At 70.6% G+C, this 25,787-nt stretch carries 22 protein-coding genes, 2 pseudogenes and 1 riboswitch; of the genes and pseudogenes, 10 read left to right on the top strand and 14 right to left on the bottom strand.

The annotated features are described in order from the left end of the window. The 4 genes from EAO72_RS09775 to EAO72_RS09790 form a co-directional block, all read right to left on the bottom strand. The coding region (locus EAO72_RS09775; protein WP_410090187.1) for a tetratricopeptide repeat protein at positions 1 to 840 on the bottom strand (840 nt) is incomplete at its 3' end. Between the two features lie 360 nt (positions 841 to 1,200). Next, complete coding sequence (locus EAO72_RS09780; protein WP_148016863.1) at positions 1,201 to 3,372, bottom strand: TerD family protein; 2,172 nt, start codon at positions 3,370 to 3,372, stop codon at positions 1,201 to 1,203. A gap of 148 nt (positions 3,373 to 3,520) precedes the next feature. Then, positions 3,521 to 4,000, bottom strand: a complete 480-nt coding sequence (locus tag EAO72_RS09785; RefSeq protein ID WP_148016864.1) for a GtrA domain-containing protein — start codon at positions 3,998 to 4,000, stop codon at positions 3,521 to 3,523. Between the two features lie 226 nt (positions 4,001 to 4,226). After that, positions 4,227 to 4,430 carry a hypothetical protein gene (locus EAO72_RS09790; protein WP_148016865.1) on the bottom strand — a complete coding sequence of 68 codons (204 nt, stop codon included), beginning with the start codon at positions 4,428 to 4,430 and terminating at the stop codon, positions 4,227 to 4,229. A 91-nt stretch (positions 4,431 to 4,521) separates the two neighbouring features. Here EAO72_RS09790 and EAO72_RS09795 point away from each other — a divergent pair, with 91 nt between their 5' ends. The 7 genes from EAO72_RS09795 to EAO72_RS09830 all read left to right on the top strand — a co-directional run bounded on the left by EAO72_RS09795 (position 4,522) and on the right by EAO72_RS09830 (position 14,574). Next, positions 4,522 to 6,588 (top strand): phosphocholine-specific phospholipase C, encoded by a 2,067-nt coding sequence (locus tag EAO72_RS09795; protein ID WP_148016866.1) that lies wholly within the window; start codon positions 4,522 to 4,524, stop codon positions 6,586 to 6,588. 111 nt (positions 6,589 to 6,699) lie between these two features. Then, positions 6,700 to 6,809: riboswitch (SAM riboswitch) on the top strand. Between the two features lie 46 nt (positions 6,810 to 6,855). Then, on the top strand, positions 6,856 to 7,257 hold the full coding sequence (locus EAO72_RS09800; protein ID WP_148016867.1) for a hypothetical protein: 402 nt from the start codon (positions 6,856 to 6,858) through the stop codon (positions 7,255 to 7,257). A gap of 293 nt (positions 7,258 to 7,550) precedes the next feature. Further along, complete coding sequence (locus tag EAO72_RS09810; RefSeq protein ID WP_148016869.1) at positions 7,551 to 8,846, top strand: cytochrome P450; 1,296 nt, start codon at positions 7,551 to 7,553, stop codon at positions 8,844 to 8,846. Then, on the top strand, positions 8,843 to 10,099 hold the full coding sequence (locus EAO72_RS09815; RefSeq protein WP_148016870.1) for a cytochrome P450 family protein: 1,257 nt from the start codon (positions 8,843 to 8,845) through the stop codon (positions 10,097 to 10,099). The genes EAO72_RS09810 and EAO72_RS09815 overlap by 4 nt, the downstream gene beginning before the upstream one ends. A gap of 81 nt (positions 10,100 to 10,180) precedes the next feature. Further along, on the top strand, positions 10,181 to 11,062 hold the full coding sequence (locus EAO72_RS09820; protein ID WP_148016871.1) for a TIGR03854 family LLM class F420-dependent oxidoreductase: 882 nt from the start codon (positions 10,181 to 10,183) through the stop codon (positions 11,060 to 11,062). A 116-nt stretch (positions 11,063 to 11,178) separates the two neighbouring features. After that, on the top strand, positions 11,179 to 13,272 hold the full coding sequence (locus EAO72_RS09825) for a pectinesterase family protein (RefSeq protein WP_261991401.1): 2,094 nt from the start codon (positions 11,179 to 11,181) through the stop codon (positions 13,270 to 13,272). A 294-nt stretch (positions 13,273 to 13,566) separates the two neighbouring features. Further along, a complete protein-coding gene (locus EAO72_RS09830; RefSeq protein WP_148016872.1) occupies positions 13,567 to 14,574 on the top strand; it encodes a LacI family DNA-binding transcriptional regulator in 1,008 nt (335 codons plus the stop codon). 61 nt (positions 14,575 to 14,635) lie between these two features. Here EAO72_RS09830 and EAO72_RS09835 read toward each other — a convergent pair whose 3' ends face one another. The 7 genes and pseudogenes from EAO72_RS09835 to EAO72_RS09860 form a co-directional block, all read right to left on the bottom strand. Further along, positions 14,636 to 15,349 (bottom strand): GH12 family glycosyl hydrolase domain-containing protein, encoded by a 714-nt coding sequence (locus tag EAO72_RS09835; RefSeq protein WP_148016873.1) that lies wholly within the window; start codon positions 15,347 to 15,349, stop codon positions 14,636 to 14,638. 40 nt (positions 15,350 to 15,389) lie between these two features. Further along, positions 15,390 to 16,088 (bottom strand): annotated as a pseudogene (locus EAO72_RS09840) (glycosyl hydrolase family 95 catalytic domain-containing protein); the annotation flags it as partial. 57 nt (positions 16,089 to 16,145) lie between these two features. Beyond that, positions 16,146 to 17,459: an ROK family protein gene (locus tag EAO72_RS09845; RefSeq protein WP_315986299.1), complete on the bottom strand. Its 1,314-nt coding sequence runs from the start codon at positions 17,457 to 17,459 to the stop codon at positions 16,146 to 16,148. Between the two features lie 92 nt (positions 17,460 to 17,551). Next, positions 17,552 to 17,686: a hypothetical protein gene (locus EAO72_RS42925; protein WP_261991434.1), complete on the bottom strand. Its 135-nt coding sequence runs from the start codon at positions 17,684 to 17,686 to the stop codon at positions 17,552 to 17,554. An 11-nt stretch (positions 17,687 to 17,697) separates the two neighbouring features. Then, entirely contained in the window at positions 17,698 to 18,324 is a 627-nt protein-coding gene (locus tag EAO72_RS09850) for a DUF305 domain-containing protein (RefSeq protein WP_410090231.1), read from the bottom strand. Between the two features lie 14 nt (positions 18,325 to 18,338). Next, complete coding sequence (locus EAO72_RS09855) at positions 18,339 to 18,989, bottom strand: DUF3105 domain-containing protein (protein ID WP_148016875.1); 651 nt, start codon at positions 18,987 to 18,989, stop codon at positions 18,339 to 18,341. An 86-nt stretch (positions 18,990 to 19,075) separates the two neighbouring features. Further along, positions 19,076 to 19,501: a hypothetical protein gene (locus EAO72_RS09860; RefSeq protein ID WP_148016876.1), complete on the bottom strand. Its 426-nt coding sequence runs from the start codon at positions 19,499 to 19,501 to the stop codon at positions 19,076 to 19,078. Positions 19,502 to 19,613: 112 nt separating this feature from the next. Here EAO72_RS09860 and EAO72_RS09865 point away from each other — a divergent pair, with 112 nt between their 5' ends. Further along, entirely contained in the window at positions 19,614 to 20,531 is a 918-nt protein-coding gene (locus EAO72_RS09865; RefSeq protein ID WP_148016877.1) for a phospholipid scramblase-related protein, read from the top strand. Between the two features lie 188 nt (positions 20,532 to 20,719). Here EAO72_RS09865 and EAO72_RS09870 read toward each other — a convergent pair whose 3' ends face one another. Together EAO72_RS09870 and EAO72_RS09875 are read right to left on the bottom strand one after the other, a co-directional pair. Continuing rightward, entirely contained in the window at positions 20,720 to 22,060 is a 1,341-nt protein-coding gene (locus EAO72_RS09870; RefSeq protein ID WP_148016878.1) for a uracil-xanthine permease family protein, read from the bottom strand. Positions 22,061 to 22,068: 8 nt separating this feature from the next. Next, positions 22,069 to 23,193 (bottom strand): aryl-sulfate sulfotransferase, encoded by a 1,125-nt coding sequence (locus tag EAO72_RS09875; RefSeq protein WP_148016879.1) that lies wholly within the window; start codon positions 23,191 to 23,193, stop codon positions 22,069 to 22,071. A gap of 118 nt (positions 23,194 to 23,311) precedes the next feature. Here EAO72_RS09875 and EAO72_RS09880 point away from each other — a divergent pair, with 118 nt between their 5' ends. After that, the gene (locus EAO72_RS09880) at positions 23,312 to 23,893 is read left to right on the top strand and encodes a helix-turn-helix domain-containing protein (protein WP_148016880.1); all 582 of its coding nucleotides are present in this window, start codon (positions 23,312 to 23,314) and stop codon (positions 23,891 to 23,893) included. Positions 23,894 to 24,045: 152 nt separating this feature from the next. On the opposite strand, the gene EAO72_RS09885 is transcribed toward EAO72_RS09880, so the two are convergent. Then, complete coding sequence (locus EAO72_RS09885) at positions 24,046 to 24,810, bottom strand: VOC family protein (protein ID WP_148016881.1); 765 nt, start codon at positions 24,808 to 24,810, stop codon at positions 24,046 to 24,048. A 137-nt stretch (positions 24,811 to 24,947) separates the two neighbouring features. Here EAO72_RS09885 and EAO72_RS09890 point away from each other — a divergent pair. Next, positions 24,948 to 25,787, top strand: a pseudogene (locus EAO72_RS09890) (FUSC family protein); the annotation flags it as partial.

Genomic DNA, 25,787 nt, shown 5'->3' on the forward strand with positions numbered 1-25,787 from the left:
GGCCGGGACAGTGGGCGTGGGTGCGGCGGGCTGCGCCGGCCTCGGCGGAACCAGGTCGGCGGCCCTGGGGGCCGGAGAGGCGGCCGGAGCCGGCCGGGCCTGGGCGCGAGCATCCACATCGAAGAGCCCCGGCGCACACCGGAAGGCGTACTGGTACCGCTTGAGCGCCTCCTCCTGCTGCCCCAGCTCCTCCAGCGAACGCCCCATGAAGTACTTGCTCTCGGCGTCGAACCTGCTGCCGGTCTCCAGCTTCCGCGGCAGCGGCGCCAGCACGTTCAGCGCCTCGTGGTAGACGCCCTGGGCGAACAGTGCCGCACCGACGTACAACTGCGCCTCGTCGTAAAGGAACGCGTCACCGATACCGGTCGCGAACCTCAGTACGAGGGCCCAGTCCTCCTTGACGAAGGCGTAGCGCGTGCAGACGAACCGGGTCTCGTCGCAGTCGAGTTGGGCCGTCGACAGCCCTGCCCACGCCTCGTCGACGCGCTTCTTGTCCAGCAGCGACGACATGGCCGCCAGCCACAGGTCGCGGGAGTTCTCCAGACGGAAGGTGACGTAGTGGCCGATCTGGAACGTGGACCGCAGCGGCATCCCGAACTTCGTCCGCAGCGCGCCGAAGGTCCCGGAACACCGGAGCATGCCCTCCAGCGCCTCCTCCTGCCGCTGACCGGTCGCGTGCAGCCCCAGCCACGCGTCGGCGGCAGAGGGGTCGTGGGTCGTGGCGAGTGCGAACTGCGCGCCGGCGCCCGCGGTGTCCCCGCGCTGCATCAGGCCCATCGCCTGGCTCCACGCCTGCTCGGCCTTCCTGACCGAACCCCGGCTCGCCGCTGGACCCTGCACGTGCTTCTCCCCTCGACGGGCGCTCGGCCCGCTCCGGCGGCCGACGGGGCCCACCCTGATGACCTGGAACGCTGGTCAGGATAACAACGCGCGCGCGTCGCGCCCCTGTACATGTCCGGTCGCGAGCGGGGTGGACACACGCAGGCCGGTCCGGCCGTGACGGGGTCGTACGGGCGCGGGAGCGGAGAGGCTGTCTCCGCGGCGTGCAGAGGGGGTGGAAAACGCGTCGGGCGGCGCTCGCGTGGTGAACGCGGGCGCCGCCCGGAGCGATGTCGAGGGCCAGGAGAGCGAAGGAACTCGATGTCAGAGAGGAGTGAGAAGGAAGCCCCTTCATGGCCTGGCCGTGGCCAACGCTAGCACTCAGCCCGGGATCAAGTCGCGCAGATTCTCGGGCGTGATGACCCGGGAGTCAGAGTGCAGTCCTTCGGGGCGTTCGAGACCGATGTACGTCACCGGCTCGTCCGGGGACGGTCCGCCGTCCCACAGATCCACGGTCGAGCAGCCGGCCGGCATCAGGTCGATCAGATACCTCACGGTGAGGTAGTCGCGTTCCACGACGGCGCGCACCACCTTGGAGACCGACACCTGGTTCTCCTCGACCCGGTTGGCCGACGAGATGCCCTTCAGGTACAGGTGCAGCCATTTGGCACGCCAGCGGCCGTCGTCCTCGCGCCGGAACACCAGCGGCAGCGCCACCCGGCCCGCTCCGCGAAGGTCTGACTTCATGCGCACCGTGCGCGGCTCGAACGGCCGGCCCTTCTGCTCACCGTCGCGCAGCATGAAGCCGAAGAACGACTCTTTGACCTCCTCGAAGTTCTCCCCGGAGAAGATGTTGACCTGCGGAACGATGCACGCGCTGCGTACCCGGTCCAAGGACAGGTTGATGAACTCCGAGGCGCCGTCGGGCGCTTCGGTGACATCGCCCGAGTGCTCGCCCCCGACAGCCGTGAGAGAGGTATAGGAGAGCCAGGAGTCGGTGCTGTAGTCACTGTGGAGAAGCAGCGCCGAGAGGTCGTAATCGGTCCGGTTCTCGCTCTCCTTCCAGTACACGAAGAAGCGCAACTGGTCGCCGTCTACCGCGGAGAGTGAACCGCGCGGCAGTACACCGAGCCCACCCGCGGCCGCCCTGCCGCTGAGCGGAAGCGCCACGTCGAGCACGTCGGGGTCGACCAGCAGCCGGCCGGGCGCCGGGAGCCTGCGACGAATCTCGGCGTCGAGCGCGGCGATCAGACGATCGCGGTCCGAGGCGGGGACCGGGGGCCGGAAGTCGGGACCGACCCAGCCACGACCCCGGCGGTTCACGAAGATCCGGGGCGCGTCGGTCTCCCGTTCCCGGTTCTGGAAGTGCTCGCGCACCGACAGCACGACCCGTCCGGAGACCTGGGGAGCCACCTCCACCGCGGCGGCCACCACAGCGTCCCGTTCCTCCTGGCCGGCGGCGATACGCAGCAGGAGGTCCAGGGCGCGGAACAGTTTGCCGGGAGCGGACTTCAGCAACCGCACCGCCCCAAGCACGTCGTATGCGTCGAGGAGCTCTTCGACACGGCTGTCGAAGGTCCGCGCTTCCTTCTCGCGCCGCGCCACCGCGAACACGTCGGCGGCGTGCGGCCAGCGCGGGTACTCGTGCGGGTGGAGACGCTCGCCGAGCCGCTTGAACTGTTCGCGGTGCGCGTGCACATCGGCCAGTTTCGCGGGGTTCGCCGCGATCACGGCGTCAAGACCCGCGAGCAGGGTGCGGCGGACAGGCCGCGAGAGAGCCCGGAACCGGGTCGGCTGCTGCAGCGTCACATCGCCGTCCGACAGTGCGCATGCCAGCCGCAATACATCAACAACAGTGTCCAGCAACAGGCCGGCGCCGACAGCGAGACGGGCTTCGTTGACGACGGCCCGGTTCTCCCGGACCGGGATCGACTCCGGCTGGGGGCCGCGTGCGCACTCTCCGGCGAGCGTCCTGAGGTCGCGCAGGTGCTCCTCGCCCAGCGGCGTCGTGCTGCCCGCCAGGGCCAGGTACAGGTCCGTGACTTCCTCTTCCAGGTCCCCTCCGGGGCGCAGGACCGTCACCCGGTCACCCGCCGACGCGATCAGCGCGTCCTGCGCCGCGAGCATCTCCTCGTAGGTGTGCTGGTAGCGGCCGTACGTGGGGAGGCTGAGCAGGTCCAGCACTCCGTGTGCCAGCTGCGTCAGCACGTTCTCGCGGGTCCTTTCATCGCCGAGTGCCTTCGTCACGCACGACGTCCAGAACTCTTCGGTGCCCGGCACGTTCGCCGGAAAGTCGATGAAGTACGCGTTGTGCCGGACGTGGTCGCCCACCATCTCGCTCACGGCGTGCAGAGTCTGCTCGGCGGTGTGCATTACCGTCGCCTCTGGCAGCCTCGACAGCCCCTGCAACAGCTCCGCCGAGAGTTTGAATCCCACGGACGTCAGTGCCGCATCGAGGCTTCGTGCGGCGGTGCTTCCTTCCCCTGTAACTCCCTTGGGGAGGGGAAGCCGGTGGGTATGCCGGATGACCAGCGATTCGAGACGATGCGTCATCCGTGGATGATCGCAGAGGCGTACGAGTCGCCGCACAGGAGTTTTCTTCGCACGACTCGGACGCCGTGTGAAGCGACCGGCGGCGAGGACCGGGAACCCGCTCACTCAGGCGGGGCGAGCGGCTGGATCCGCAGATTCGGTGTCGCGCTCACGCAGCCATGGCCACGGACGCCTTGCCGAACGAGACCTTCCGCGTCCCGCCAGCCGCGCGCTCCCCGAAGACGACGACCCGCAGCAGCGCGAACCGCCCGGCGCCGGCGATCGCCGACGCGGACAGGTAGACGCTCTGCTGAACGAGCGCCGAAGGCTCCGACTGGACCGCGTACAGGCAGAACAGGGCCCCGGTCGTGAAGGCGTAACTCACCGCCACGGTCAGGCCCGCCTGAAGGTGGACACCCCAGCCCCGGCGCTCACTGCGGAACGAGACCCGGCTGTGCAGTTCGGTCGCGATCACGGTGGACACGACGGTGACCAGAGCGTTGGCGAGTACCAGCGGCATCCGTCCGTGGAGGAGGACCAGAACGCCACTGGAGGCAACCCCGACCCCGCCACCGCAGATAACAAAGCGCACGAAGGCCGCCAGGGCCGGGTGAAGCGTGCGCGTCGGCTGGAGCGAAGGGGCGGTCACGAGTGGGCCTCCGAAGGCTGTGTGAAGCGGTGCGCCTATTTCACTCCAGAACCTACGGACCCGGCGTCGTCCGTACGAACCGGTTTCCCCCCGACCTTCCTGGGGGTTATCCCCCAGGGGAGGGTGGTGGCCGTCCCCCGACGGGGCCGAGGCGGCTGGTCCCGGGATGATCCGTCCTCTGCCGGCTGCTGTCCGCTGGGCAGGAGACGGTTGGACTTCGGTGGATCTATCGGCTGAGGCGCTCGTTGATCCGGGGAGCGGCGCCGCCCGTGACCTCTGCCAGCAGACGGTAGTAGTCCCCGGGGCGGGACTCGAAGCCCACCCAGGCCGACAACCCGTCCCGATCGCTGTCCGGGGCCCGCAGCAGGTCGACCGAGGCCTGGCTGAACTCCCGGTCGACGAATGTTCCGCCGACCGCCACCGCATGCACACCGCATGAGTCTTCCGCGGGGCCATCCGATTCTGGGACACTCCAGTCGCTTTCGTCGCCATATTCCCTCACCCCACAGAGGCCCCCACCCATGGCAGAACTGAACCGTCGCCGCCTCCTCCAAATCGCCGGAGGGGCAGCCGCCCACACGGCCTTGTCGAGCAGCATCGCCCGCGCCGCCTCCCTTCCCGCGAAGGGGCGTACGGGCAGCGTGCAGGACGTCGAGCACATTGTCGTGCTGATGCAGGAGAACCGTTCCTTCGACCACTACTTCGGCACCATGAACGGCGTCCGCGGCTTCGGTGATCCGCGGCCCGTCACGCTTCCCAGCGGAAAGCCGGTCTGGCATCAGAAGGACCTCCTCGGCAAGGAGGTGCTGCCGTTCCGGCCGCCCGCCGACGAGCTCGGGATGCAGTTCCTCCGGGACCTGAACCATGACTGGGCGGGCGGGCACCGGGCGTTCAACAAGGGTGCGTACGACCAGTGGGTGCCCGCCAAGACCGCGACGACCATGGCTCACCTCACGCGTGAGGACATACCGTTCCACTACGCCCTCGCCGACGCCTTCACCGTCTGCGACGCGTACCACTGCTCGTTCATCGGGAGCACCGATCCCAACCGCTACTACCTGTGGACCGGGTACACGGGGAACGACGGTTCCGGAGGCGGCCCCGTGCTCGGTAACGACGAGGCGGGATACGGCTGGACCACCTATCCCGAGCGGCTGGAGCAGGCCGGGGTGTCGTGGAAGGTCTACCAGGACATCGGCGACGGACTGGACGCCGCCGGGTCCTGGGGGTGGATCAACGATGCCTACCGGGGTACGTACGGCGACAACTCGCTGCTGTACTTCAACCGTTACCGCAACGCCGAGCCCGGGGATCCGCTCCACGACAAGGCCCGCACCGGTACCGACATCAAGAACGGTGGCGGGCTCCTCGACGACCTGAAGGCCGACGTCCGGGCCGGGACGCTGCCGAAAATCTCCTGGATCGTCTCGCCCGAGGCGTACAGCGAGCATCCCAATTGGCCCGCCAACTACGGTGCCTGGTACATCTCCCAGGTGCTGGACGCGCTGACCGCCGACCCCGAGGTCTGGGGCCGGACCGCGCTCTTCATCACCTACGACGAGAACGACGGCTTCTTCGACCACGTCGTACCGCCCTTCGTGCCCTCGGGTCCCGCGCAGGGGCTGTCCACCGTGGACACCACCGCCGACTACTTCCCGGGCGACATCCGCTACGCCGCCGGGCCGTACGGGCTCGGACAGCGGGTGCCCATGCTCGTCGTCTCCCCTTGGAGCACCGGCGGGTTCGCGTGCTCCGAGGTCTTCGACCACACCTCCGTCATCCGGTTCATGGAACAGCGCTTCGGAGTGCACGAACCCAACATCTCGCCCTGGCGGCGCGCTGTCTGCGGGGATCTCACCTCCGCCTTCGACTTCCGTCGTGCGGACGCCTCGGACGTTCCGCTGCCGTCGACCGACGCCTACGAACCTCCGGACCGTCTCCGCCACCCCGACTACGTCCCCGCCCCGCCCGCCAACGGCAGCGTGCCCAAGCAGGAGAAGGGCGCCCGGCCCACCCGGCCGCTGCGCTACGCGCCCTTCGTCGACGGTGCCGCAGACACCGCCACCGGCAAGTACCGTCTCACCTTCAGCGGTGGCGCCGCCGCCGGGGCGCAGTTCCTGGTGACCTCCGCCAACCGCACCGACGGGCCGTGGACGTACACCACCGAAGCCGGCAAGTCCCTGGCGGACAGCTGGAACACGGCCTACTCCAAGGGAGTGACCGACCTCACCGTCCACGGCCCCAACGGCTTCCTGCGCACCTTCCGGGCCGGCGGGGTGGTGGTGGGACCGGAAGTGACGGCCCGTCATGTCGCGGCCGGCGGCGGGCTTGATCTCACCTTCGTCAACGGCGGCTCCGCCACCGTCCGGCTGACCCTGCGCAGCGCCGTCGGGTACGGGGGTGGCGTGCAGACCTTCGAGGTTCGTGCGGGCGCCACCGTCAAGCACGTGCTCGACCTGCGGGGAAGCAAGAACTGGTACGACGTCACCGTCGTCTCCGACCTGGACCCCACGTTCCTGCGGCGCTTCGCCGGACACGTCGAGACCGGTCAGGCCGGTACGAGCGACCCGGGTCTCGTCACCGGGTGAGCGGCAGCTCCTGGAGCGGCGGTTGGGGGCGGGCGGTGTCCGTCGGCGGGCGCCCGCCTGCCCCTGGTCATCCGCAGGGGTGGTGGCTCGCGTGCGTTAGGGTCTTGTACGGGTCATGAGTTCCAGTGCACAGCCCCGGCTTGCTGGACGGCACCCCGCTCCGCTGCGGGTGCTCCGGGTGACGACCTGCCCCGCGCGAAGGGCACGGGGAACAGCGGACCACGGTGCAGGCGCTCGGGGTCCTTGTCCCGGAAGGCGAACCTCACCATGCTGCGTCATCTCACCCAGAGCGACTCCGTGCGGATCGACGACTGCTCGCGTTACGCCGCGGGTCACCGCGTGCACTGGATCCACGCGAAGAAGTGCCGCCAGGAGCCGGGGCAGGCCGTCGAGATCCTGCTCACCTCCGGTGATGTCCGCGACGACGGATGGGTCGGACTGCGCGCCGCCTTCGACTACGCGGGTGACCTCCCCGCGGTGTGGACGCATGCACCCGGCGCGCTGCGGGAGACCCTCGCCGGTCACCGCGGGCGGGTGTACTGGCTGGAGCGCTGGCATGCGCTGAAGCTGGAAGCCGGAGCCCCGTCCGCCGGAGCCGGGGATGGCGTCGGCCTCGTCAACGTCGGTTACTCGGGCGGGGAGTTGTGCGAGTCCGAGGTCGATACCTAGGTCGATACCGAGGTCGTTCCCGAGGTCGTTCCCGAGGCCGATACCGAGGCCGATGTCGACCGTGCCGCGGGCCCTGCGCTTCTGGCGTAGGCCCGCTCCGTCGTGGTGCGCGAAGGTCCGTGCGGTACATCGCGATGCTCATCAATTATGGCGAGTTGTCGTCCCGTTGTTCCGTTCAGGGTGTGGGATTGATCGCTGTTGACCGCTCCGTGGTCACACAAAATCCTTATAGTGAACGTGCGTTGATCGCATGATCATGACGCGTGCAGCTTTCGCCACAGGAGTCAGGACTCATGACGCGCCCTTCTTCCACAGAGCCCGCGCCGGCCTCCCCTCCTCCGCCTCCCGGCTGTCCGGCGCACACCGGAGCCGTACCGCTCAACGGGCCCGGGTTCCAGACCGAACCGCAGGCCGTGTACCGCTCCATGCGACGTGACCACGGGCCGGTCGTCCCCGTGGAGCTGCCGGGCGGGTTCCCGGCCTGGCTGGTCATCGGGTACCGCGAACTCCATCAAGTCACCAGTGACGGCGAGCTCTTCCCGCGCGATGTCGGCCTGTGGAACCAGTGGCCCCACATCCCCGACGACTGGCCGCTGCTGCCGATGGTGGGGCGCCCCCTGCCGTCCATCTACTTCAGCGCCGGGGAGGAACACCGGCGGCACGTCCGGATGGTCGGGCCGGCCCTCGAAGGCGCCGACCCGTTCCAGATCCGCAGCCACTGCGAGCAGTTGGCCGACCGGCTGATCGACGACGTGTGCAGCCGCGGCACGGCCGACCTCGTCGCCGACTTCTGCGAGCCCCTCCCCGTTCTCGTCCTCGCCCGCCTGGTCGGGTTCCCCGACGACGAAGGTGCCGACATCGCCCAGGTGTTGAAGGACCTGGCCGACGGCGGGCCGGACGCGCAGAGCGCCCATCTGAGGTTCGGGGAACACATGGCCCGGCTGGTGGCCGCGAAACGGGCCGAGCCCGGGGATGACGTGACCTCCCGGATGCTCGCCTTCCCCGAGGCGTTCACCGACGAGGAGTACATGCTCGATCTGATGGCCATCACGGCCGCCGGGCACCTCACCACCGCCGACTGGGTCAGCAACTCCCTGCGGCTGATGCTCACCGAGGACGCGTTCGCCGACTCCATGGCCCGCGGCCGGCGCAGCATCGGCGAGGCCATGAACGAGGTGCTCTGGGAGGACACGCCCACCCAGATCCTCGCCGGGCGCTGGGCCGTACGGGACACCCAGCTCGGCGGCCGGCGGATCAAGGCCGGGGACATGCTGCTGCTCGGGCTCGGCGCCGCCAACACCGACCCGCTGATCCGGCAGGGCATGTCCGGCACCGGAGCACCCGCGCAAGGCGGCAACGGGGCCCATCTCGCGTTCAGCCACGGCGAGTACCGGTGCCCGTTCCCCGCCCAGGAGATCGCCGAGATCATCGCCCGTACCGGCATCGAGGTCCTGCTCGACCGGCTGCCCGACCTCCAGCTCGCCGTGCCCGTCGACGACCTCGTACGACGGCCCTCCGCGTTCCTGCGTGGCACCACCTCGCTCCCTGTTCGGTTCACCCCCGTTCGTACGACAGGAGACCTCTCGTGAACTGCCCCCACGCCGCCGCTCAGGCCGCAGCCCCGAACGGTGCGACCGTTGTCATCGACCCGATGGTCCAGGACCTGGACGGGGAGACGGCGCGGCTGCGCGACGCCGGACCGCTGGCCCGGATCGAGCTGCTCGGTGTCCCGGCCTGGGCCCTCACCCGGCATGCCGACGCCCGGCAGCTCCTGCTCGACCCGCGACTGGTGAAGGATCTCGACGCCTGGGGCCTGTGGCAGAGCGGCGAGGTGACGCACGCGTGGCCGCTCATCGGCATGATCGACGCGGGCCGGTCCATGTTCACCGTCGACGGCGACGAGCACCGCCGGCTGCGGACCAAGACCTCTCAGGCGCTCACGCCCCGCCGGCTGGAGGCGATACGCCCCGACATCGAGAAGTTCACCGAGGAGCTGCTGGACGCCCTCGCCGAGGGCGGCAGGGACGGGGCCGTCGTCGACCTCAAGTCCGTGTTCGCGCAGCCGCTGCCCATGCGGGTCGTCGGCATGCTCATGGGTGTCGACCCCGCCGAGAACGCCATGCTGACCCGTCAGTACAAGGCCTTCTTCTCGATGCTCACCCCGCAGGACGAACGCCTGGCCCTCCTCGCCGAACTCGACGTCTTCTACGCCGGCCTCGTCCGCGAGAAGACCGCGCGGCCGACCGACGACCTGACCTCCGCGCTCATCCTCGCCGACGAGGGCGGCGAGCCGCTGACCGAGGAAGAGGTGGTCGGGAACCTCAAGGCGATGGTCGCCGCAGGGCACGAGACCACGATCGGGCTCATCCTCAACGCCGTACGCGCCCTGCTGGCCCACCCCGACCAGCTGCGCATGGTCCTCGACGGGGAGGTCTCCTGGGAGACCGTGATCGAGGAGACCCTGCGGTGGGACACCCCGACCACCCATCTGCTCATGCGGTTCGCCACCGAGGACATCCAGGTCGGTGACAGCGTCATCGGCAAGGGCGAGGGCGTGGTCATCTCCTACCGCGTGATCGGCCGCGACCCCGCGCAGCACGGCCCCGACGCCGACGCCTTCGACATCACCCGCGCCACCCCCATCCGGCACATGACCTTCGGCCACGGCCCGCACATCTGCCCCGGTGCGGCGCTCTCCCGCGTCGAGGCGGGCATCGCCCTGCCGGCACTCTTCGGGCGGTTCCCGGAGCTGCGCCTCGCGGTGCCGGACGCGGACATCCGCAAGCTGCCCGTGATGACGCAGAACGACATGGAGGCCTTTCCCGTTCTGCTCAACGCCTGAATCCGCTCGCTCGGCGCCGGACTCCGCCCGGCCCGCCCGCCTGCGTCCGCTCGGCAGGGCGGTGCCCGTAGGGTGGTTGTCATGAAGATCCGTTTCGGAGTCGGGCTCGGTGCGGGTGCGGCGTTGTCGGAATTCAGCCGGATCGTCGACCGCCTCGAAGGCGWCGGCGTGGATTCGCTCTGGCTGTCCGAACATGTCTACTCGGAGGCGGTGGACCCGTTCGTCGGCATGGCCCACGCCCTGTCGCGGACGAGCCGGCTCAAGGTCGGCACCTCGGTGGCGGTGCTCCCGGGGCGGCACCCGGTCCTGGTCGCCAAGCAGTTGGCGTCCCTGGCCGGGCTCTCGCCCCGGCGCGTGCTGCCGGTCTTCGGGCTCCAGCCGGCCCGCCCCGACGAACGGGAACTGTTCCCCGCGCCGGAAGGCCGGCGCGGGGCGCTGTTCGACGAATCCCTGGAACTGCTGCGGGCCTCCCTCGGCGGTGAGGTCTCAGGCTTCGACGGGGAGTTCCTGAAGGTCGCGAGCGCGCGGATCGCGCCGCTGCCTGCCAAGCCCCTGGACGTCTGGCTCGGCGGTAGCGCGCCCGCCGGGCTCCGCAGGGTCGGGCGGTACGGCGACGGCTGGCTGGGGTCCTTCCTCGCACCCGATGCGGCGGGGCGGGCCCGCGAGGCGATTCAGGCCGCGGCCGAGGACGCGGGACGGGCGATCGAGCCCGACCACTTCGGGATCAGTCTCATGGTGGCGGAGAACGGAATCCCGCAGGAGCTGGCCGAGGCGATTCACCGGCGCGCCCCGGAGAGCGACCCACGGGACCTCGTCGCCGACGGATGGCCGGCGCTCCACCGGCTGCTGGACGGCTATGTCGAGGCCGGTCTCAGCAAGTTCGTGGTCTACTCCGCGGGGAGCCGGTCCCTCGACGCGTTCGTGGACCGGTTCGAGGCGGAGCTGCTGCCCCGGCAGAACTGAGACGGCCCCTGGGGCGTACCGACCTGACCGCCCGTCGCGCCTGCCCGGCAACCATGCGGCCGCCGGCGGCAACCAGTACCTGAACGGCATCCTTCCTCGACGGAATGGTTCAGGTCATGACAGCGCAACGCCGAACGGCGCAGCACACCCCCCACCTGCCCGCAGGCAGCGGCCACCGCAGTCGCAGAACGCGGCTGGGTGTGGCGATTGCGGTCAGCACAGCCCTGGCGGCAGGACTCGCCGCCACCACGGCGAACGGTGCGACGGAGGCGCGTAGCACCCCGTACCCCGCCTCGCCGGCCGCCTCCCCCGTCCGGGCCGACGAGGTGGCCGACGGCTTCGCCTCGGTCGACGCACTGGGGCAGGACGGAACGTACGGCGGACGCGGCGGCCAGACCGTGACCGTGCGCACCCTCGCCGATCTGGAGAAGTACGCGACGGCGGCGGAGCCCTACGTCATCGTCGTCGCGGCCGCCATCACCATGGATCCCAAGGGCAAGGAGATCAAGGTCGCCTCCGACAAGACGATCATCGGCTCCGGCACCTCCGGTCACATCGTCGGCGGCGGCTTCTTCCTCGGTCAGGGCGTGCACAACGTCATCATCCGCAATCTGACGATCCGGGACTCGTACGCCGGGACCTGGAACGACAAGGAACACGACTGGGACGCCATCCAGATGGACGGTGCCCACCACGTGTGGATCGACCACAACGACCTGCGGAACATGGCCGACGGGCTGATCGACAGCCGCAAGGACACCACCTACCTCACGGTGTCCTGGAACCGGCTCCAGCACGACAACAAGGCGTTCGGTATCGGCTGGACCGAGAACACGACCGCCGACCTCACGATCCATCACAACTGGTTCCACGAGACCGAACAGCGCAACCCCTCGACCGACAACGTGGCCCACGCCCATCTGTACAACAACTTCCTCCAGGACGACCCGGGCACCGAGATCACCAGCAGTTACGGCAACTACGCCCGCGGCCACACGAACATGGTCCTGGAGAACAGCTACTTCGACGGGCTGAACAACCCCGTCATCCGGGACAGCACCGCCACCCTCGTCCAGCGCGGCAGCGTCTTCGCCGGTACGAGCGGACGTAACGAGACCGGCGGCGGGACGTCGTTCGACCCGCACGGCTACTACGCCTACACGCTGGATGCCGCCGCGGACGTGCCCGCGCTGGTGAAGGCCGGCGCGGGGCCGCGCTCGGCCATCGCGGCGGCCGCGACGACCGCCGCCGCCACGACGCTCACCGTGGCCAAGGACGGAAGCGGCCAGTACAGCAGCGTGCAGGCCGCCGTGAACGCCGTGCCCGCGGGCAACACGGCCCGGACCGTCATCGCCATCGCGCCCGGCACCTACCGCGAGCTGGTGAAGATCCCCTCGACCAAGCAGAACGTCACCCTCCAGGGCACCGGGCCCAGCCGCAGGAGCACGGTCATCGTGTACGACAACGCCTCCGGCACCCGGAAGCCCGACGGATCGGGGACGTACGGGACGGGTGGCAGCGCGACCGTCGCCGCCGAGGCGGACGGTTTCCAGGCCCGCAACCTCACCATCGCCAACGACTTCGACGAGGCCGCCCACCAGGACATGAACGGCCTCCAGGCAGTCGCACTGCGCACCGCGGCCGACAAGGTGTTCCTCGACTCGATCATCACCGAGGGCGATCAGGACACTCTGCTGCTCGACACCGCCGCCAAGGACAGGCTGGGCCGTGTCTACATGAGGAACTCCTATGTCGTCGGCAACGTCGACTTCGTCTTCGGCCGGGCGAGCGCCGTCATCGACGCCTCGGTCATCACTCTGAAGAAGCGGTGGAACGGCAGCTCCGCCGGCTACATCACCGCCCCCAGCACAGCCGCCGGCCGCAGGGGCTTCCTCATCAACAACTCCACGGTCAACGGTGACGTCTCCGCTTCCACCTTCTACCTCGGGCGCCCCTGGCACGCCGGCGGCGACGCCACGCTCGACCCGATGACCACCGTCCGCGACAGCACCCTGAGCGCCGCGATCCGGCCGGCGCCGTGGACCGACATGAGCGGTTTCTCCTGGAAGGACGACCGGTTCGCGGAGTACCGCAACGACGGACCGGGCGCCGGAGCGGCGAGCGGCGACCGGCCTCAGCTCAGTGACAGCGGGGCGGCAGGGCAGGAGGTGGCCGACTGGCTGGAGGGCTGGACCCCGTCGGCGTCCTGAGCCGGCAGCACTTCCGGTCCCCCTGATGTTCCGTTCCGGGTCCGGGCATATCGTGGCGGTAGCCGACGCGGCTGCCGCCACGCTCCGTTCCGGAACCGGCCGCCGGAGTGAGCTTGTCGAAGCGCTTCGACAGGGCTATGGACACGCTGTGCGGGCAGGTCTAGGGTCGTATCATCCGGGCATGTCGCAGGTGGAGCAGGTGAAGTCGAAGCGCTTCGCCTCATCCGGCCGACGCTGCCGGTGCAGGCCGGTCTCCGTGCCGGTGTCCGACGACGTTCCTTGATGGAGAGCTGAATGGTCACCCTGGCCGAGGTCGCGCAGCACGCCGGAGTCTCCGCGAGCACGGTGAGTTACGTCCTCAGCGGGAAGCGGTCCATCTCGGTGTCCACCCGGGAGCGGGTGGAGCTGAGCATCCAGCAGCTCGGCTACCACCCCAACGCCGGTGCGCGGGCGCTCGCCAGCAGCCGGTCGAACATCATCGCGCTCATGGTGCCGCTGCGCACCGACATGTACGTGCCCGTGATGATGGAGATCGCCATCGCGGTCGCCACCACGGCCCGCACCCATGGCTACGACGTCCTTCTCCTCACCGGGGAGGAGGGGCCCGCCGCGGTGCGGCGCATCGCCGGGAGCTCGCTCGCCGATGCGATGATCCTCATGGATGTCGAACTCCACGACGAGCGGCTGCCGTTGCTCCGCGACACCGACCGGGCCGCCGTGCTCATCGGGTTGCCGGCGGATACGGAGGGCCTGACCTGTGTGGACCTCGACTTCGAGGCGACGGGGGCGCTCTGCGTGGAACACCTGGCCGGCCTCGGCCACCGCGAGGTCGCCGTGATCGGCGAGGCCGCCGCGGTGTACGAGCGGCACACCGGATTCGCCGAGCGGACGGTCGACGGCATACGTGCCAAGGCGCGGGAGACCGGAGTGCGTGTGCTGCACCGGCCCTGCGAGGGCGGATATCCGGCGATGGCGCAGACCCTGTCGCGGATCTTCGACGAGCGCCCCGGCACCACCGGATTCATCGTGCAGAACGAGTCGGCGGTGGAGCCGTTGCTCAACCTCCTGCGGCAGCAGGGCCGGGCCGTGCCCGAGGACGTGTCGGTCGTCGCCATCTGCCCGGAGCAGGTGGCCTCCCAGGCCTCGGTGCGGCTCACCTCCGTGGCCATTCCCGCGCAGGAGATGGGGCGTCGCGCGGTCGAGCAGGTCGTCGCCAAGCTCTCCGGCCGCGGCACGGACGAAGTGGAGCTGCTCGCACCCGAGTTGACCGTACGGGAAAGCACGGGGCCCGCCCCGCGGTAGTCCCCCGGCACGGACACGCACACGAGCCGGCCCCCGCGCGGGGACCGGCTCCTTGTGCGGATCAGCTGGAGGAGACGCCGAATCCGTTGGTCCGGAAGTCCAGGCCGCCCGACGACGAGGTGATCTCGTAGCCGAACTGCACGTCACCGATGGTCTCGTTGCCCCACCAGCCCTTGGTGTCCTTGATCCACTTCAGGATCGGCAGGATGTTTACCGTGCCCGCCGAGGAGTCCGAGGTGCGCAGGAACGAGAAGACCTGGTTGGCCCCGTTGTCGCCCTTGTAGACGGTCCAGGTGTGGCCGCCGAGCGTCACGTTGCCCTGCGAGGTGCCGAGCGGGCCCACGGCGCCGTTGTAGTTCACCCACAGCATCACCTCGTAGTCGTAGTCGCTGTCCCAGATGTCGTACGAGGTGTTGTACGCCCCCGACGACGGGACGGTGACGTTGTAGGAGCTGGTGAGCGACGACAGCGAAGTGATCGACTTGTTGACGACCTTCTTCGCGTTCGGGTACGACTTGATGCCGCCCGTGTTCGGGTGGTCGGCCCACACGCCCCAGTTGCTGGAGGAGTTGGCCCAGATGGACTGCGAACCCGCGCCGGATCCCCAGATGTTGTTGTAGAGGGTGTATCCGTCGGAGGTGGTGTAGTTGCCCCACTGGTCCGATGAGGACCAGATCGCGGCCTGGGCGGGAGCGGCGGCGAAGCCGATGAGGGCCGCCACCGCCGTGGCCGGCGCCAGTACGAACCTGCTGAGGATGCGGGTGCGTGGTGCCATGGTTGTCCTTCCATGGTGGGGGGATGGGGTGGGGGGAGCGCTACCGCGGCCCCAGTTCGAGGACGCGGTCCACGCCGGCCTTCAGCTCCAGCGGTGCCGAAGGGGTTCCGGCGGAGGAATCGGGGAGGGTGCTGCCGTGGCCCGTACGGACGTCGACCCGGGCGTCACGGGTGGGGTGGAGCACCGCGGTCGCGGTGCCGTCGGCGGACCAGCGCAGATCCAGACCCGCGCCGAACCTCGTCCGCACGCCGCGCAGTTCGCCGCTCGGGCAGCCGGTCAGGGGCGCGGGCAGCAGGACGAGTCGATGGGGCGTCGACTGGACGAACGCCTCGATGACCGCTGCGGGCAGTGCGTGGGCGGCGTCCGCGTTGTACACGTTGCGGGACGGGTAGTGGGCGCTCATCAGCGAGTCGTGGAAGAAGTCGCCCGCCAGCACGGCCTCCAGCGCCGCCGAGACCCGCGCCCCGTCCCGCAGCCGTGCGGCGATCAGCGCATGGTGCAGATGCCCGTGCGCGGAGTCGTTCTCCGATCCGCGCAGCTCCAGCGCGCGGTGTGCGGCGGCCGCGAGTTCGGGGGTGTCGTACGGGTTGATCGCGTCCAGCGGCCACACCGGATAGAGGTGGCTGAGGTGGCGGTGGTCGTAGGTTTCCGCCAGCCCCGGCCACGCCCACTCGGCGAGCGCGCCGTCCTCGTTGACCCGGTACGCGGGAAGCCGGTCCGCGAGCGCCCGCCGCCGGGTGGAGGACGGCGCGGTGGGCCCGCGCCACTTCGACTTCAAGCCGCCGCGGACCGAGGACTACGACGGCGGACCGAGGACTACGACGGCGTCTGGGCCTCGGCCGCGGGCTGCATGCGCAACTACCTGATCCTCAAGGAGCGCGCCGCCGCGTTCACGTCGGTCGGCCAGCACGTCCGTCATCACCAGCGCCGCCGCACCCCGCGCCGCGTCACCCGCGACGGACGAGGCCCGCAGCCGGCCGCTGCCCGGGGTCCACAGACCCGACACCACCCGGTCCGTCAGCTCCTCGTCGGCCGGCGGCGCCAGCCACGGCATCAGGTTCCGGTAGATCCCGCCGAGCACCACCGCGTCCGGGTCCAGCAGGTTCACCGCGCCCGACAGCACCCGCCCCAGCATCCGGCCCGCATCCGCGACCGCGGCCACCGCCCGCTCGTCCCCGGCCCGGGTGCGCCGCTCCAGTTCGGCGACGCCGATCCCGCTGCCGCCCTCCTCGATCCCCGCCGACCGCAGGAGCGCCGCCTGTCCCGCGTACTGCTCCAGGCAGCCGCGCGACCCGCACCGGCACTGCGGTCCCTCCGAGTCCACCACCACGTGCCCGATCTCCCCGGCGAAACCGTGCGCACCACGCAGCAGCTCGCCGTTGATCACCAGGGCGCCGCCGACGCCGATCTCACCGGTCAGATAGAGGAAGGTCCGGATCCGGCCCAGCCCGCCGAACCACAGTTCGGCCAGCGCCGCCAGATTGGCCTCGTTCTCCGAACTCACCGTCAGCGCCTCGTGACCGGGGCGCTCGGCTGCCAGTGCGGCGGCGAACAGCTCCTCGGCGGGCACCTGGTTCCAGCCCAGGTTCGGCGCCTGACGGACCGAGCCGCCGGAGACCAGGCCGGGCAGTGCCAGTGCCACGCCGACCGGGAACAGCTCCTGCTCGCGTGCCGAGTCCAGGGTGCGCGCGGCGATCCTGGCCGCCCGCGCCAGCACCTCGGCGGGCGGCGCGCCCCGGTTGTCGAGATGCTCGGTGAGCCGGACCCGGCCGGTCCCGGCCAGATCGACGACCACCACCGACACGTAGTCGATGTTGACCTCGACGCCGAGCCCGGCCGGCCCGGTGCGGGCCGTCTTGAGCGCGGTGCCGGGCCGGCCGGCCTGGCCGCTGAACGTTTTGCCCGACTCCGTGAGGAAGCCGCTGTCGAGCAGCTGCTCGACGAGCGAGGACACGGCGGCCCGGGTCAGCCCCACCCGCGCGGCGACCCCGGCCCGGGTCGCCTCACCCTCGCCCTCGTCACGGACGGCCCGCAGCACGAGGCTGAGGTTGCTGCGCCGGACGGTGTCCTTGTCGGCCTTGGGCCCCAGCGGCGTGAGGTTGCTCTTCATATCGGTGCCGAGCCTATGCGATCCCGTACGTCAGTACGGTCGCGAAGTCCCGGTCCGGCCGCTCACGGGGAGCGGCCGGACCGGGACGGCCCTCAGGCCGTGGTGCCGCGCTGCTTGAGGCGGTCGGTCACCGGGGCGGTGGTCGGGCCGTTGCCCCGGTCTTCGAGCGGGTCGGTCACCGGGGCGGTGGTCGGGCCGTTGCCCCGGTCCTCGAGCGGGCCGGTCACCGGGAGGGTGCTCAGGCCGTCGCCCCGCGCTGCTTGAGCATGTCGGCCATGAGCGCGATCTCCGACTTCTGCCCGAGGACCATGCCCGAGGCCAGGTTCCGGACCTCGTCGGTCCCCGCCGCGGCGGCGGCCGCCTGCGCCATTTCCGCCCCGGCCCGGTGATGCGCGGTCATCAGCTTCAGGAAGCGCACCTCGGCGTCCCGGCCCTTGGCCGCGCGGAGCCCGTCGAGCTCGGTGTCGGTCGCCATGCCGGGCATCAGCGCGCCGTCCCGCGGTGTGACGGCATGGCCCATCCACGCCATGGGCGGCCCGGGGGAGCTCTTCGCGCGGCCCCATGTCTCCAGCCAGCCCAGCATCATGCCGCGCTGGTTGGCCTGCGTGTTGATGATGTCGTAGGCGAGCCGGCGCACCGCCACATCGGACGTGCGGTCCCGGACGATGAACGACATCTCGACGGCCTGCTGGTGGTGGACCGCCATGTCGCGCGCGAAACCGACATCGGCCGAGGCCTCGGCGGGAGCCGCGGCGGACGTGGTGGCGGAGGGCGCCGAGGAGGAAGGACGTACGAGCATCAGGGCGACCAGGCCGAGCGCGAGCAGCAGCACCGCCCCGCCGGCCAGCACCATCGGCCGTGACATCCGGGCCGGGGACGTCACTTGTCGATCCCGCCGGAGCAGGCGGCGCCCGGCTCCGGGGTCTGCGGGCCCTGGACGTACTTTGTGAAGAACTGCGCGACGCGGGCGTCGGAGGCGCTCTTCACGGCCAGCTGCTTGCCCCAGGCACTGAGCATCAGCGGGGACCCCTGGTCCTCCACCGGGCTCATCAGGGAGTACGGGGTGGCCTCGACCTTCTTCTCGAGCTTCTTGACGTCGGCCGGGCTCGCCTTGCTGGTGTAGGTGACCCAGACGGCGCCGTGCTCCAGCGAGTGGACGGCGTTCTCCTTCGGTATCTCCTTCGCGTAGACATCGGCGTCGCAGTTCATCCACACCGGGTTGTGGTCGCCGCCGACCGGCGGGTTCATCGGGTAGTCGACCTTCTTGTCGACATGCTCCTGAGTGAGCTTCTCCCAGCTCTTCTCGCCTTCGACGGGCGAGGACTTGGCGGCCGTCTCGGCCTTGTCCTGCTCGTCGGCCTCGTTCATCAGGTAGCCGCCGCCGGCGACCAGGCCGGCCACGACGACGACGGCCGCGGTGATCGTGATGATGCGGCTGCGGCGCTCGCGGGCCCGCTCCTTGCGGCGGGCCTCCTCCAGCTTGGCGCGGCGGGCGGCGGCAGGGGTGTTCTGCTTCTTGGCGGAGGCCATGGTGAGTCCTTCGGTTCGTGACACGGACGGGCTGCGGGCACACGGGAACGTTCTCGGGATGTCCCGGAACGGTCGGTGGCCGGCCCCTAGATCCGTTGAACCTGGAGGCGGAGACGGTCCACGTCGCCCACGGCGTCGTTCGACGGGCCGCGGATGGCCGCGGCGCCGGTGAGCGGGGCCGGGGGAAGAGGCGGGGCGGCCGACGGAAGCGCCGCCGGAGCGGGCTGGCCGGGCACCACGACGGGGTCCGAGTGCTCCGAGTCGCCGTGGCAGGAACTTCCGGCCCCGCGATCGCGCGGTGCGTCGGCCACCACGACCCGGGCCGCGGGCACCTGGACGGCGAGAGTGATCCCGGGCGGCGCCGCCGAGGCGGGGCCGTCGTGCGCTGCGGCGGAGGCCCCGGGCGTCGGCCAGCAGCACGAGGCCAGGGCGATCAGGAGGAACGCCCAGCCGAGCACCACGGACGCGCGGGCACTCCGCCGGCGCTCCGTGCGTTCGCTCAGCCAGTTCATCCCGGCATCGTATCGGTGTGTGAAGTTTCAATGAGTGGCGGCCCGGATCGGCGAACCTGTGGATCCCGGGGGAAGGGGTTCCGCTCCCGGCCGGCCGGGATAGTGTGCCCCGGTGACAACGCACTCGAACGTATCTGCGGGCTGGTATCCGGATCCGCACGGCGCCCCCCAGCTGCTGCGCTACTGGGACGGCTCCCAGTGGACCGAGCACACCAGTCCGGCCGGCGGACAGCAGCAGGCCCAGGCATCCGCCCAGGTTCCGCAGCAGCACCAGCCGCAGCAGGCCCCGCAGCAGCACCAGCCTCAGCAGGCCCCGCAGCAGCAGCCCTATCAGCAGCAGGCGCCCCAGGCCCCTCAGCAGGCTCAGCAGCACCAGCCCGCCGCCGTGCCGCAGCAGGGCATGCCGCAGCAGGGCGGTGCTCCCGGCGCGGGCACGCTCTTCAATCAGCAGGTCCTGGTCGTGAACCAGAAGGCCAAGCTGATCGAGGTCACGAACGAGTACAGCGTCTTCGACCAGCACGGCAACACCATCGGCTCGGTCATCCAGGTCGGCCAGAGCGCGATGCGCAAGGTGCTGCGTTTCGTGAGCAGCATCGACCAGTACCTGACCCACCGGCTGGAGATCCGCGACGCGTACGGCCAGCCGCAGCTGCTGCTGACGCGCCCGGCGAAGTTCATCAAGTCCAAGGTCATCGTGCAGCGCCCCGACGGGCAGCCGGTCGGCGAGATCGTCCAGCAGAACGCCATCGGGAAGATCAACTTCGCGATCATGGTCGACGGTCAGCAGGTCGGCGCGATCAAGGCGGAGAACTGGCGCGCCTGGAACTTCGCGATCGTCGACCACAACGAGGCCGAGATAGCCCGGATCACCAAGACCTGGGAAGGTCTCGCGAAGACCATGTTCACCACGGCCGACAACTACGTGCTGCAGATCCACTACCAGCTGCCCGAGCCGCTGCTGAGCCTCGTGGTGGCGACGGCCCTGACCGTGGACACGGCCCTCAAGCAGGACGCCCGCGGCCTCGGCTGAGTCTGACCCGCGTAGGCGTGGACGCCCGCGCCTCGAAAGGTGCGGACCTGCGGACGCGAGTACGCCCGCGCCCCTCGAAGGTGCGGGCCCGCGGACGCGAGGACGCCCGCGCCCCTCGAAGGTGCGGGCCCGCGTACGCGAAGACGCCCGCGCCCCTCGAAGGGTGCGGGCGTCCTCTGCTCATGCGGTCACTCCGGTGTGCCGCCGGGCGGACCGCCGTCCGGCGGTCCCAACCGGGAGAACACCGCCGCGAAAACCACCGCGGCCAGAGCCCCGGCGGCCACACCACTACCGAAGACGGTCCGCGCCCACACCGGCAGGCCCGCGTACATCTCGGGGGCGAAGACCGGCAGCAGACCGACGCAGAGGGCCAGCGCGACCACGATTCCGTTCGTGCCGTGGCCGAGGTTCTCACGGCTGAGCATGCCGAACCCCATCGTCGCGATCACCGCGTAGATGATCAGCCCGGCGGCGCCGACCACCGGCTCCGGGATCGCGGCGAGCAGCCGGGTCAGCGGCGTGATCAGACCGCACAGGATCAGCAGCACGCCCGCACCCGCCGTGACGAACCGGCTGCGCACCCGGGTGAGCTGGACGATCCCGATGTTCTCGGCGCTGGTCACCATCAGCGACGTACCGAAGACGCCGGCGCCCAGCGAGGTGACCGCGTCCGCGCGGGAGATCCGCGGCACGTCACGTGCCGCGTCCGGAGTCCGGCCCACCGCCTCGCTGTTCAGCACGGTCTGCCCGGTGGCCTCCGCCAGCGAGGCGAGCGCGAAGACCAGCAGCGGCACGGCGGCGAGCAGGTCGAAGTGCGGTGTGCCGTACGGGAACGGGTCGGGCAGCGCGAATGTGCTGCCGTGCGCCATGTGGAACGCCGTACCGGTGAGCGCGGCGACGAGTGTGCCGCCCGCCAGGCCGAAGAGCACCGACATCTGCCGCCAGACACCGCGCATGAACAGGAAGAACAGGGCGGTGATGCCGAGTGTGGCGAAGCCGAGCCCCGGTCCCGAGGCGATCATCGGCGCGGTGATCTTGATCATGTTGATCCCGATCAGGACCACCGTGGTGCCCATGACCAGCGGCGGGAAGAACCGCACCAGCCGCCCGTACAGGGGCAGCACGGCGATCAGGAAGACCGCCGCGATGAGCACCGAACCGGAGGCGGTCGCCGGTCCGTGCTCCTTCGCGACCTGGAGGAAGATCGCGACCGCCGCGCCGCCGGGAAGCATCAGGAACGGCAGCCGGGCGCCGATGCGCAGCGCCTTCACGCCCAGCGACTGGAGCAGCGCGCCGATGCCGCACAGCACGAGGGTGGCGCTGAGCAGCGATGCCGTCTGGGACGCCGACAGCGACAGGGTGGTGCCGATCAGGATGACCGAGGAGACGGGGGCGGCCACCCCGGCCAACAGGTGCTGGAACGCGAGCGGGACCAGCCGGGGGAGCGGGAGCCGCTCGTCGACCGGCGCGACGGACGGGGCCGGCGCGGCCGTGTCGGGGACGGCCGTGTCGGGGACGGGGGAGGCCATGGTCCGGGTCAGCCCTTCGCGACGTCGAGCCAGGGAAGCTCCCGGGCCGAGTAGCGGTACGAGCGGAAGACGGCGTTGGGCTCGGACGGGAACAGCTTGCGCACTTCTTCTTCCTGGTAGCCGCCGAAGAACGGCACGATGTACTCCCAGCAGAGATAGCCGTCCTCGGTCACCTCGAAGAGGCGTCCCGCGGGGGAGTCCGTCACGAGCGTGTTCCCGTTCGGCAGGCGCTGGGCGCTGCCCATGAACGGGGCGAAGAACGACTCGCGTGCCGGGTCGTGGTACTCCCAGACAATGGTGCCACTCGACCGTTCGATCTCGATGACCCGGCTGAACGGCACATCCCAGTGCGGCCGGAAGACGCCGTTGTCGAAGACCAGGAAGTTGCCGTTCTCCAGCTCGGTCGGGCAGTGCTGCTGCGATACGGCACCGGGCTCGCTGCGCCAGATGATCTCGCCGGTCTCCCGGCTGATGACGACCACGGCGGACACGGAGCGGAAGCTCGCCAGGATGTTGCCGTCGCTGGTCGGCAGCACGCTGTTGATCAGCGGGTAGTGCTCGCGCGCGTAGTCGGGGTGCAGCGGGAAGGCGCCGCGGTCGAGGTGCTCGGAGACCTTCCACTCCCAGACCGTGCTCCCGTCGGCGTCCACCTCGACGATCGTGTCCGCCCATACGGTGCCGGCGGCCTCGGATCCGGGCACCCCGCCCCGGACGGCGGCCGCGGCCTCACCGGTCAGCGGCTCCAGTGCGGTGTACAGCAGCCGGCCGTCGCCGTAGTGGTACGCGTCGTGGTGCTGAAAACGGTCGCGGTGCTCGCGGACGACCGTGCCGTCGGGGGTGATCTCCTGCATGATCCCGCCGCGGTATTTGTGCCACATCGGGAAGAGCGCCGGCTCGTCCGGGAGGACGCCGCTGTAGGCGAGGTTGCCGTTGGGCAGGATCCGGGCGTGCCGGCCGGGCCGGTACGGGAGGTTCCACCGGTGGACCACCGCACCGCGCATGTCGATGAGATACACCTCGCCGCCGCCGGTCAGCGGGGCGAAGAGGGTGTACCCGCCGTAGGAGGCGTCCTCGTCCAGGGCTATGAGCCCGGTACCGCGGCGCCGTCGCTGGTTCTGGTCCACGAGGGGCATGGATCGGTCCTCCCGGTTAACTTTATTAGGTGGGACTTAAGAGATTAACCGGCCCGGTAGGCTGCTCACTGCCCCGCCGCCTGTGGTGTGCGGCACGCAGGAACACGGAGTGAATGAGATGAGCGAGGCGGACGCCCCACGGGTCGGCCCGGGGATTCGCCGGCGGCGCCGCGCCCTGGAACTGACCCTCGCCGAGGTCGCGCGGCGGGCGGGACTCTCCACCCCCTTCCTCAGCCAGATCGAGAACGGCCGCTCCCGGCCGAGTATGGGATCGCTCCAGCGCATCGCCGACGCGCTCGACACGACGGCGGTCCAGCTTCTTTCCACGGCCGAGGCGCCCCGCCCCGTCGACGTGGTGCGCGGCACCTCCGCCTCCGTACGGGAGACGGGTGCGGAGGGCGAGGGGGACGGTCGGATGCGGCCGCTCGTCCGCGGCCACCAGCGGCTGCACGCGCTGGAGTTCACCGGGGACCACGACTGGGGCCGCGAGTTCCGGCACCGCAACGACGAGATCCTGTACGTCGCCGACGGCTCGGCGGAGGTCGAGGCGGACGGCCACTTCTACCGCCTGGAGCGGGGCGACACGCTCTACTGCGCGGGCGGCCTCGTCCACCGCTGGCGCCCGATCGAACCGGACACCCGGGTCCTCGTGGTCGGCATCGGGGACCATGTCCAGGTGACGGACGAGCAGAGCGGCTGACCGAGGGTCTTTCGTTTGGGGCGGGCCGGATCACGGAGCGGGCTCCTGGGCGTGCAGCCGCAAGGCGGAGCAGGGGCGGTCGGCGACAACGGCGCAGATGAGCGTGCCGGGGCCCGCGAACCCGGCATGATCCAGACGAAAGACCCCGGGCCCTATCCCTCGTCGCCCGCCCGGTAGAGACCGAACACGGCCCCCTGCGGGTCGCGTACGACCGCGATCCTCCGGTGGTCCGCGATGTCCGTCGGAGGCATCAGCAGCTCGCCGCCTCCGCTCTGCGCGGTGGCCGCCGTCGCGTCGACGTCCGTGACGGCGAGGTACGGCAGCCAGTGCGGAGGCACCTCGGGCGGGATGTTCGCGTCCCTCGTCAGCAGACCGCCGAAGTCCTCCCCGTCGATGCCCCACTGCGGGTACGTCTCCGAGGCCCTGACCGTCCAGCCGAGGACGTCCGGGTAGAAGGCGAGCGCCGGTGCGCTCTCGCGGGTGGCGAGCTCCGTCCAGCCCAGTGTGCCCGGTTCGTTGAACAGGTCGGCGCCGGCGAAGGCACGGCCCTGCCACAGCGAGAACACCGCTCCGGACGGGTCCGCCAGGACGGCGAACCTTCCCTCCTCGAAAACGTCCATGGGGCCGACCAGCAGCGAACCGCCCGCCGCCGTCGCCTTCCGGGCCGTGGCGTCCGCGTCCTCGACGGCGAACGACACCGTCCAGGCCGGCGGCTGCCCCGGCTGGTAGACGGGGCTGAGGGCCGCGACCCGGCTCTCGCCCAGGTGCGCCATGGTGTAGCCGCCCGCCTCCTCGCGCGGGTCCGTTTCGCACCGCCAGCCGAAGAGGGCCGTGTAGAACGACGTCGCCGCCGCGACGTCGGAGGTGCTCAGCTCGATCCAGCAGGGACCGCCGGGCACCGGTGCGGTGAGCTTCATTGGGAATCCTCCGTGCGTGAGTGGGCGCGCGCCGGCGTTCCTGGCGCAGCTGCACGCTATGACCGCCCGCCCGGGCGGGCCGTCAGGCACGCGCGGCCGAAATCATTTACTGGTGTAATACCTGTTAAGGTATGTGCGTGAGTAATACAAGCATCAGGCCCCGGCCGTCCTCCCTCCGCAGAATCCCGCTGGCCGCCCCGCTGCGTCTGGCCCGGCCGTCGGACATGTGGTTCAAGCCGGCCACCAGCGTGGTCGTGGCCACGGCGATCCCCAACCTGGTGCTCTACTCCCTGGGCCGCCTCGATCTCGTGATGTACACGATGGCCGGCTCGCTCTGCGCGCTGTACGGCCACAACCTGCCGTACGCGCGCCGCGCCAGGACCGTCGTCGGAGTCGTCCTCGGGATGCTCGCGGGCCTGGGGGTCTCCCTGGTCACGGCTTCGCTGACCGGTTCGACCGCGGTGCTGATCGCCGTCGGCGCCCTCCTGGCGGCCGGGCAGAAGCTGCTCTGTGACGCCACCCGCATCGGGCCCCCCGGACCGGTGATCTTCACCTTCGTCAGCTCCGCCGCCCTGTTCGCCCCGCAGGAGACGGGCCAGGTGCCGGGCCACCTCGCCCTGACCCTCGGCGCCGGTGCGGTGTCCTGGCTCGTCACCGTCGCTCCCGCGCTGGTCCGCCGGGAGGGACCCGAGCGCCGCGCCACGGCCCGGGCGCTGAACGCCGCGGCCGCCTACGTCGCCGAGCCKGGKCACCGCACCCGCCGCGCCGCGGTCGCCGCCGTGCACGCGGCCTGGCAGACCCTCCTCGCGGCCGGACGCCCCACCCCCGTACGCACCGCGCTGGAACGCCTCGTCGTCCACGCCGAGACCGCACTCACCGCCCACCCGGGTGACGCCGCCGCGGAGGCCGAACGGCTCCGCGCCTGGGCCCGGCTGACCCGGTCCCGCGGCCCCGTCCCCGGTCCCGCGGCCCCGTCC

Source organism: Streptomyces sp. OR43 (assembly GCF_008042275.1).
Classification (GTDB): Bacteria; Actinomycetota; Actinomycetes; order Streptomycetales; family Streptomycetaceae; genus Streptomyces.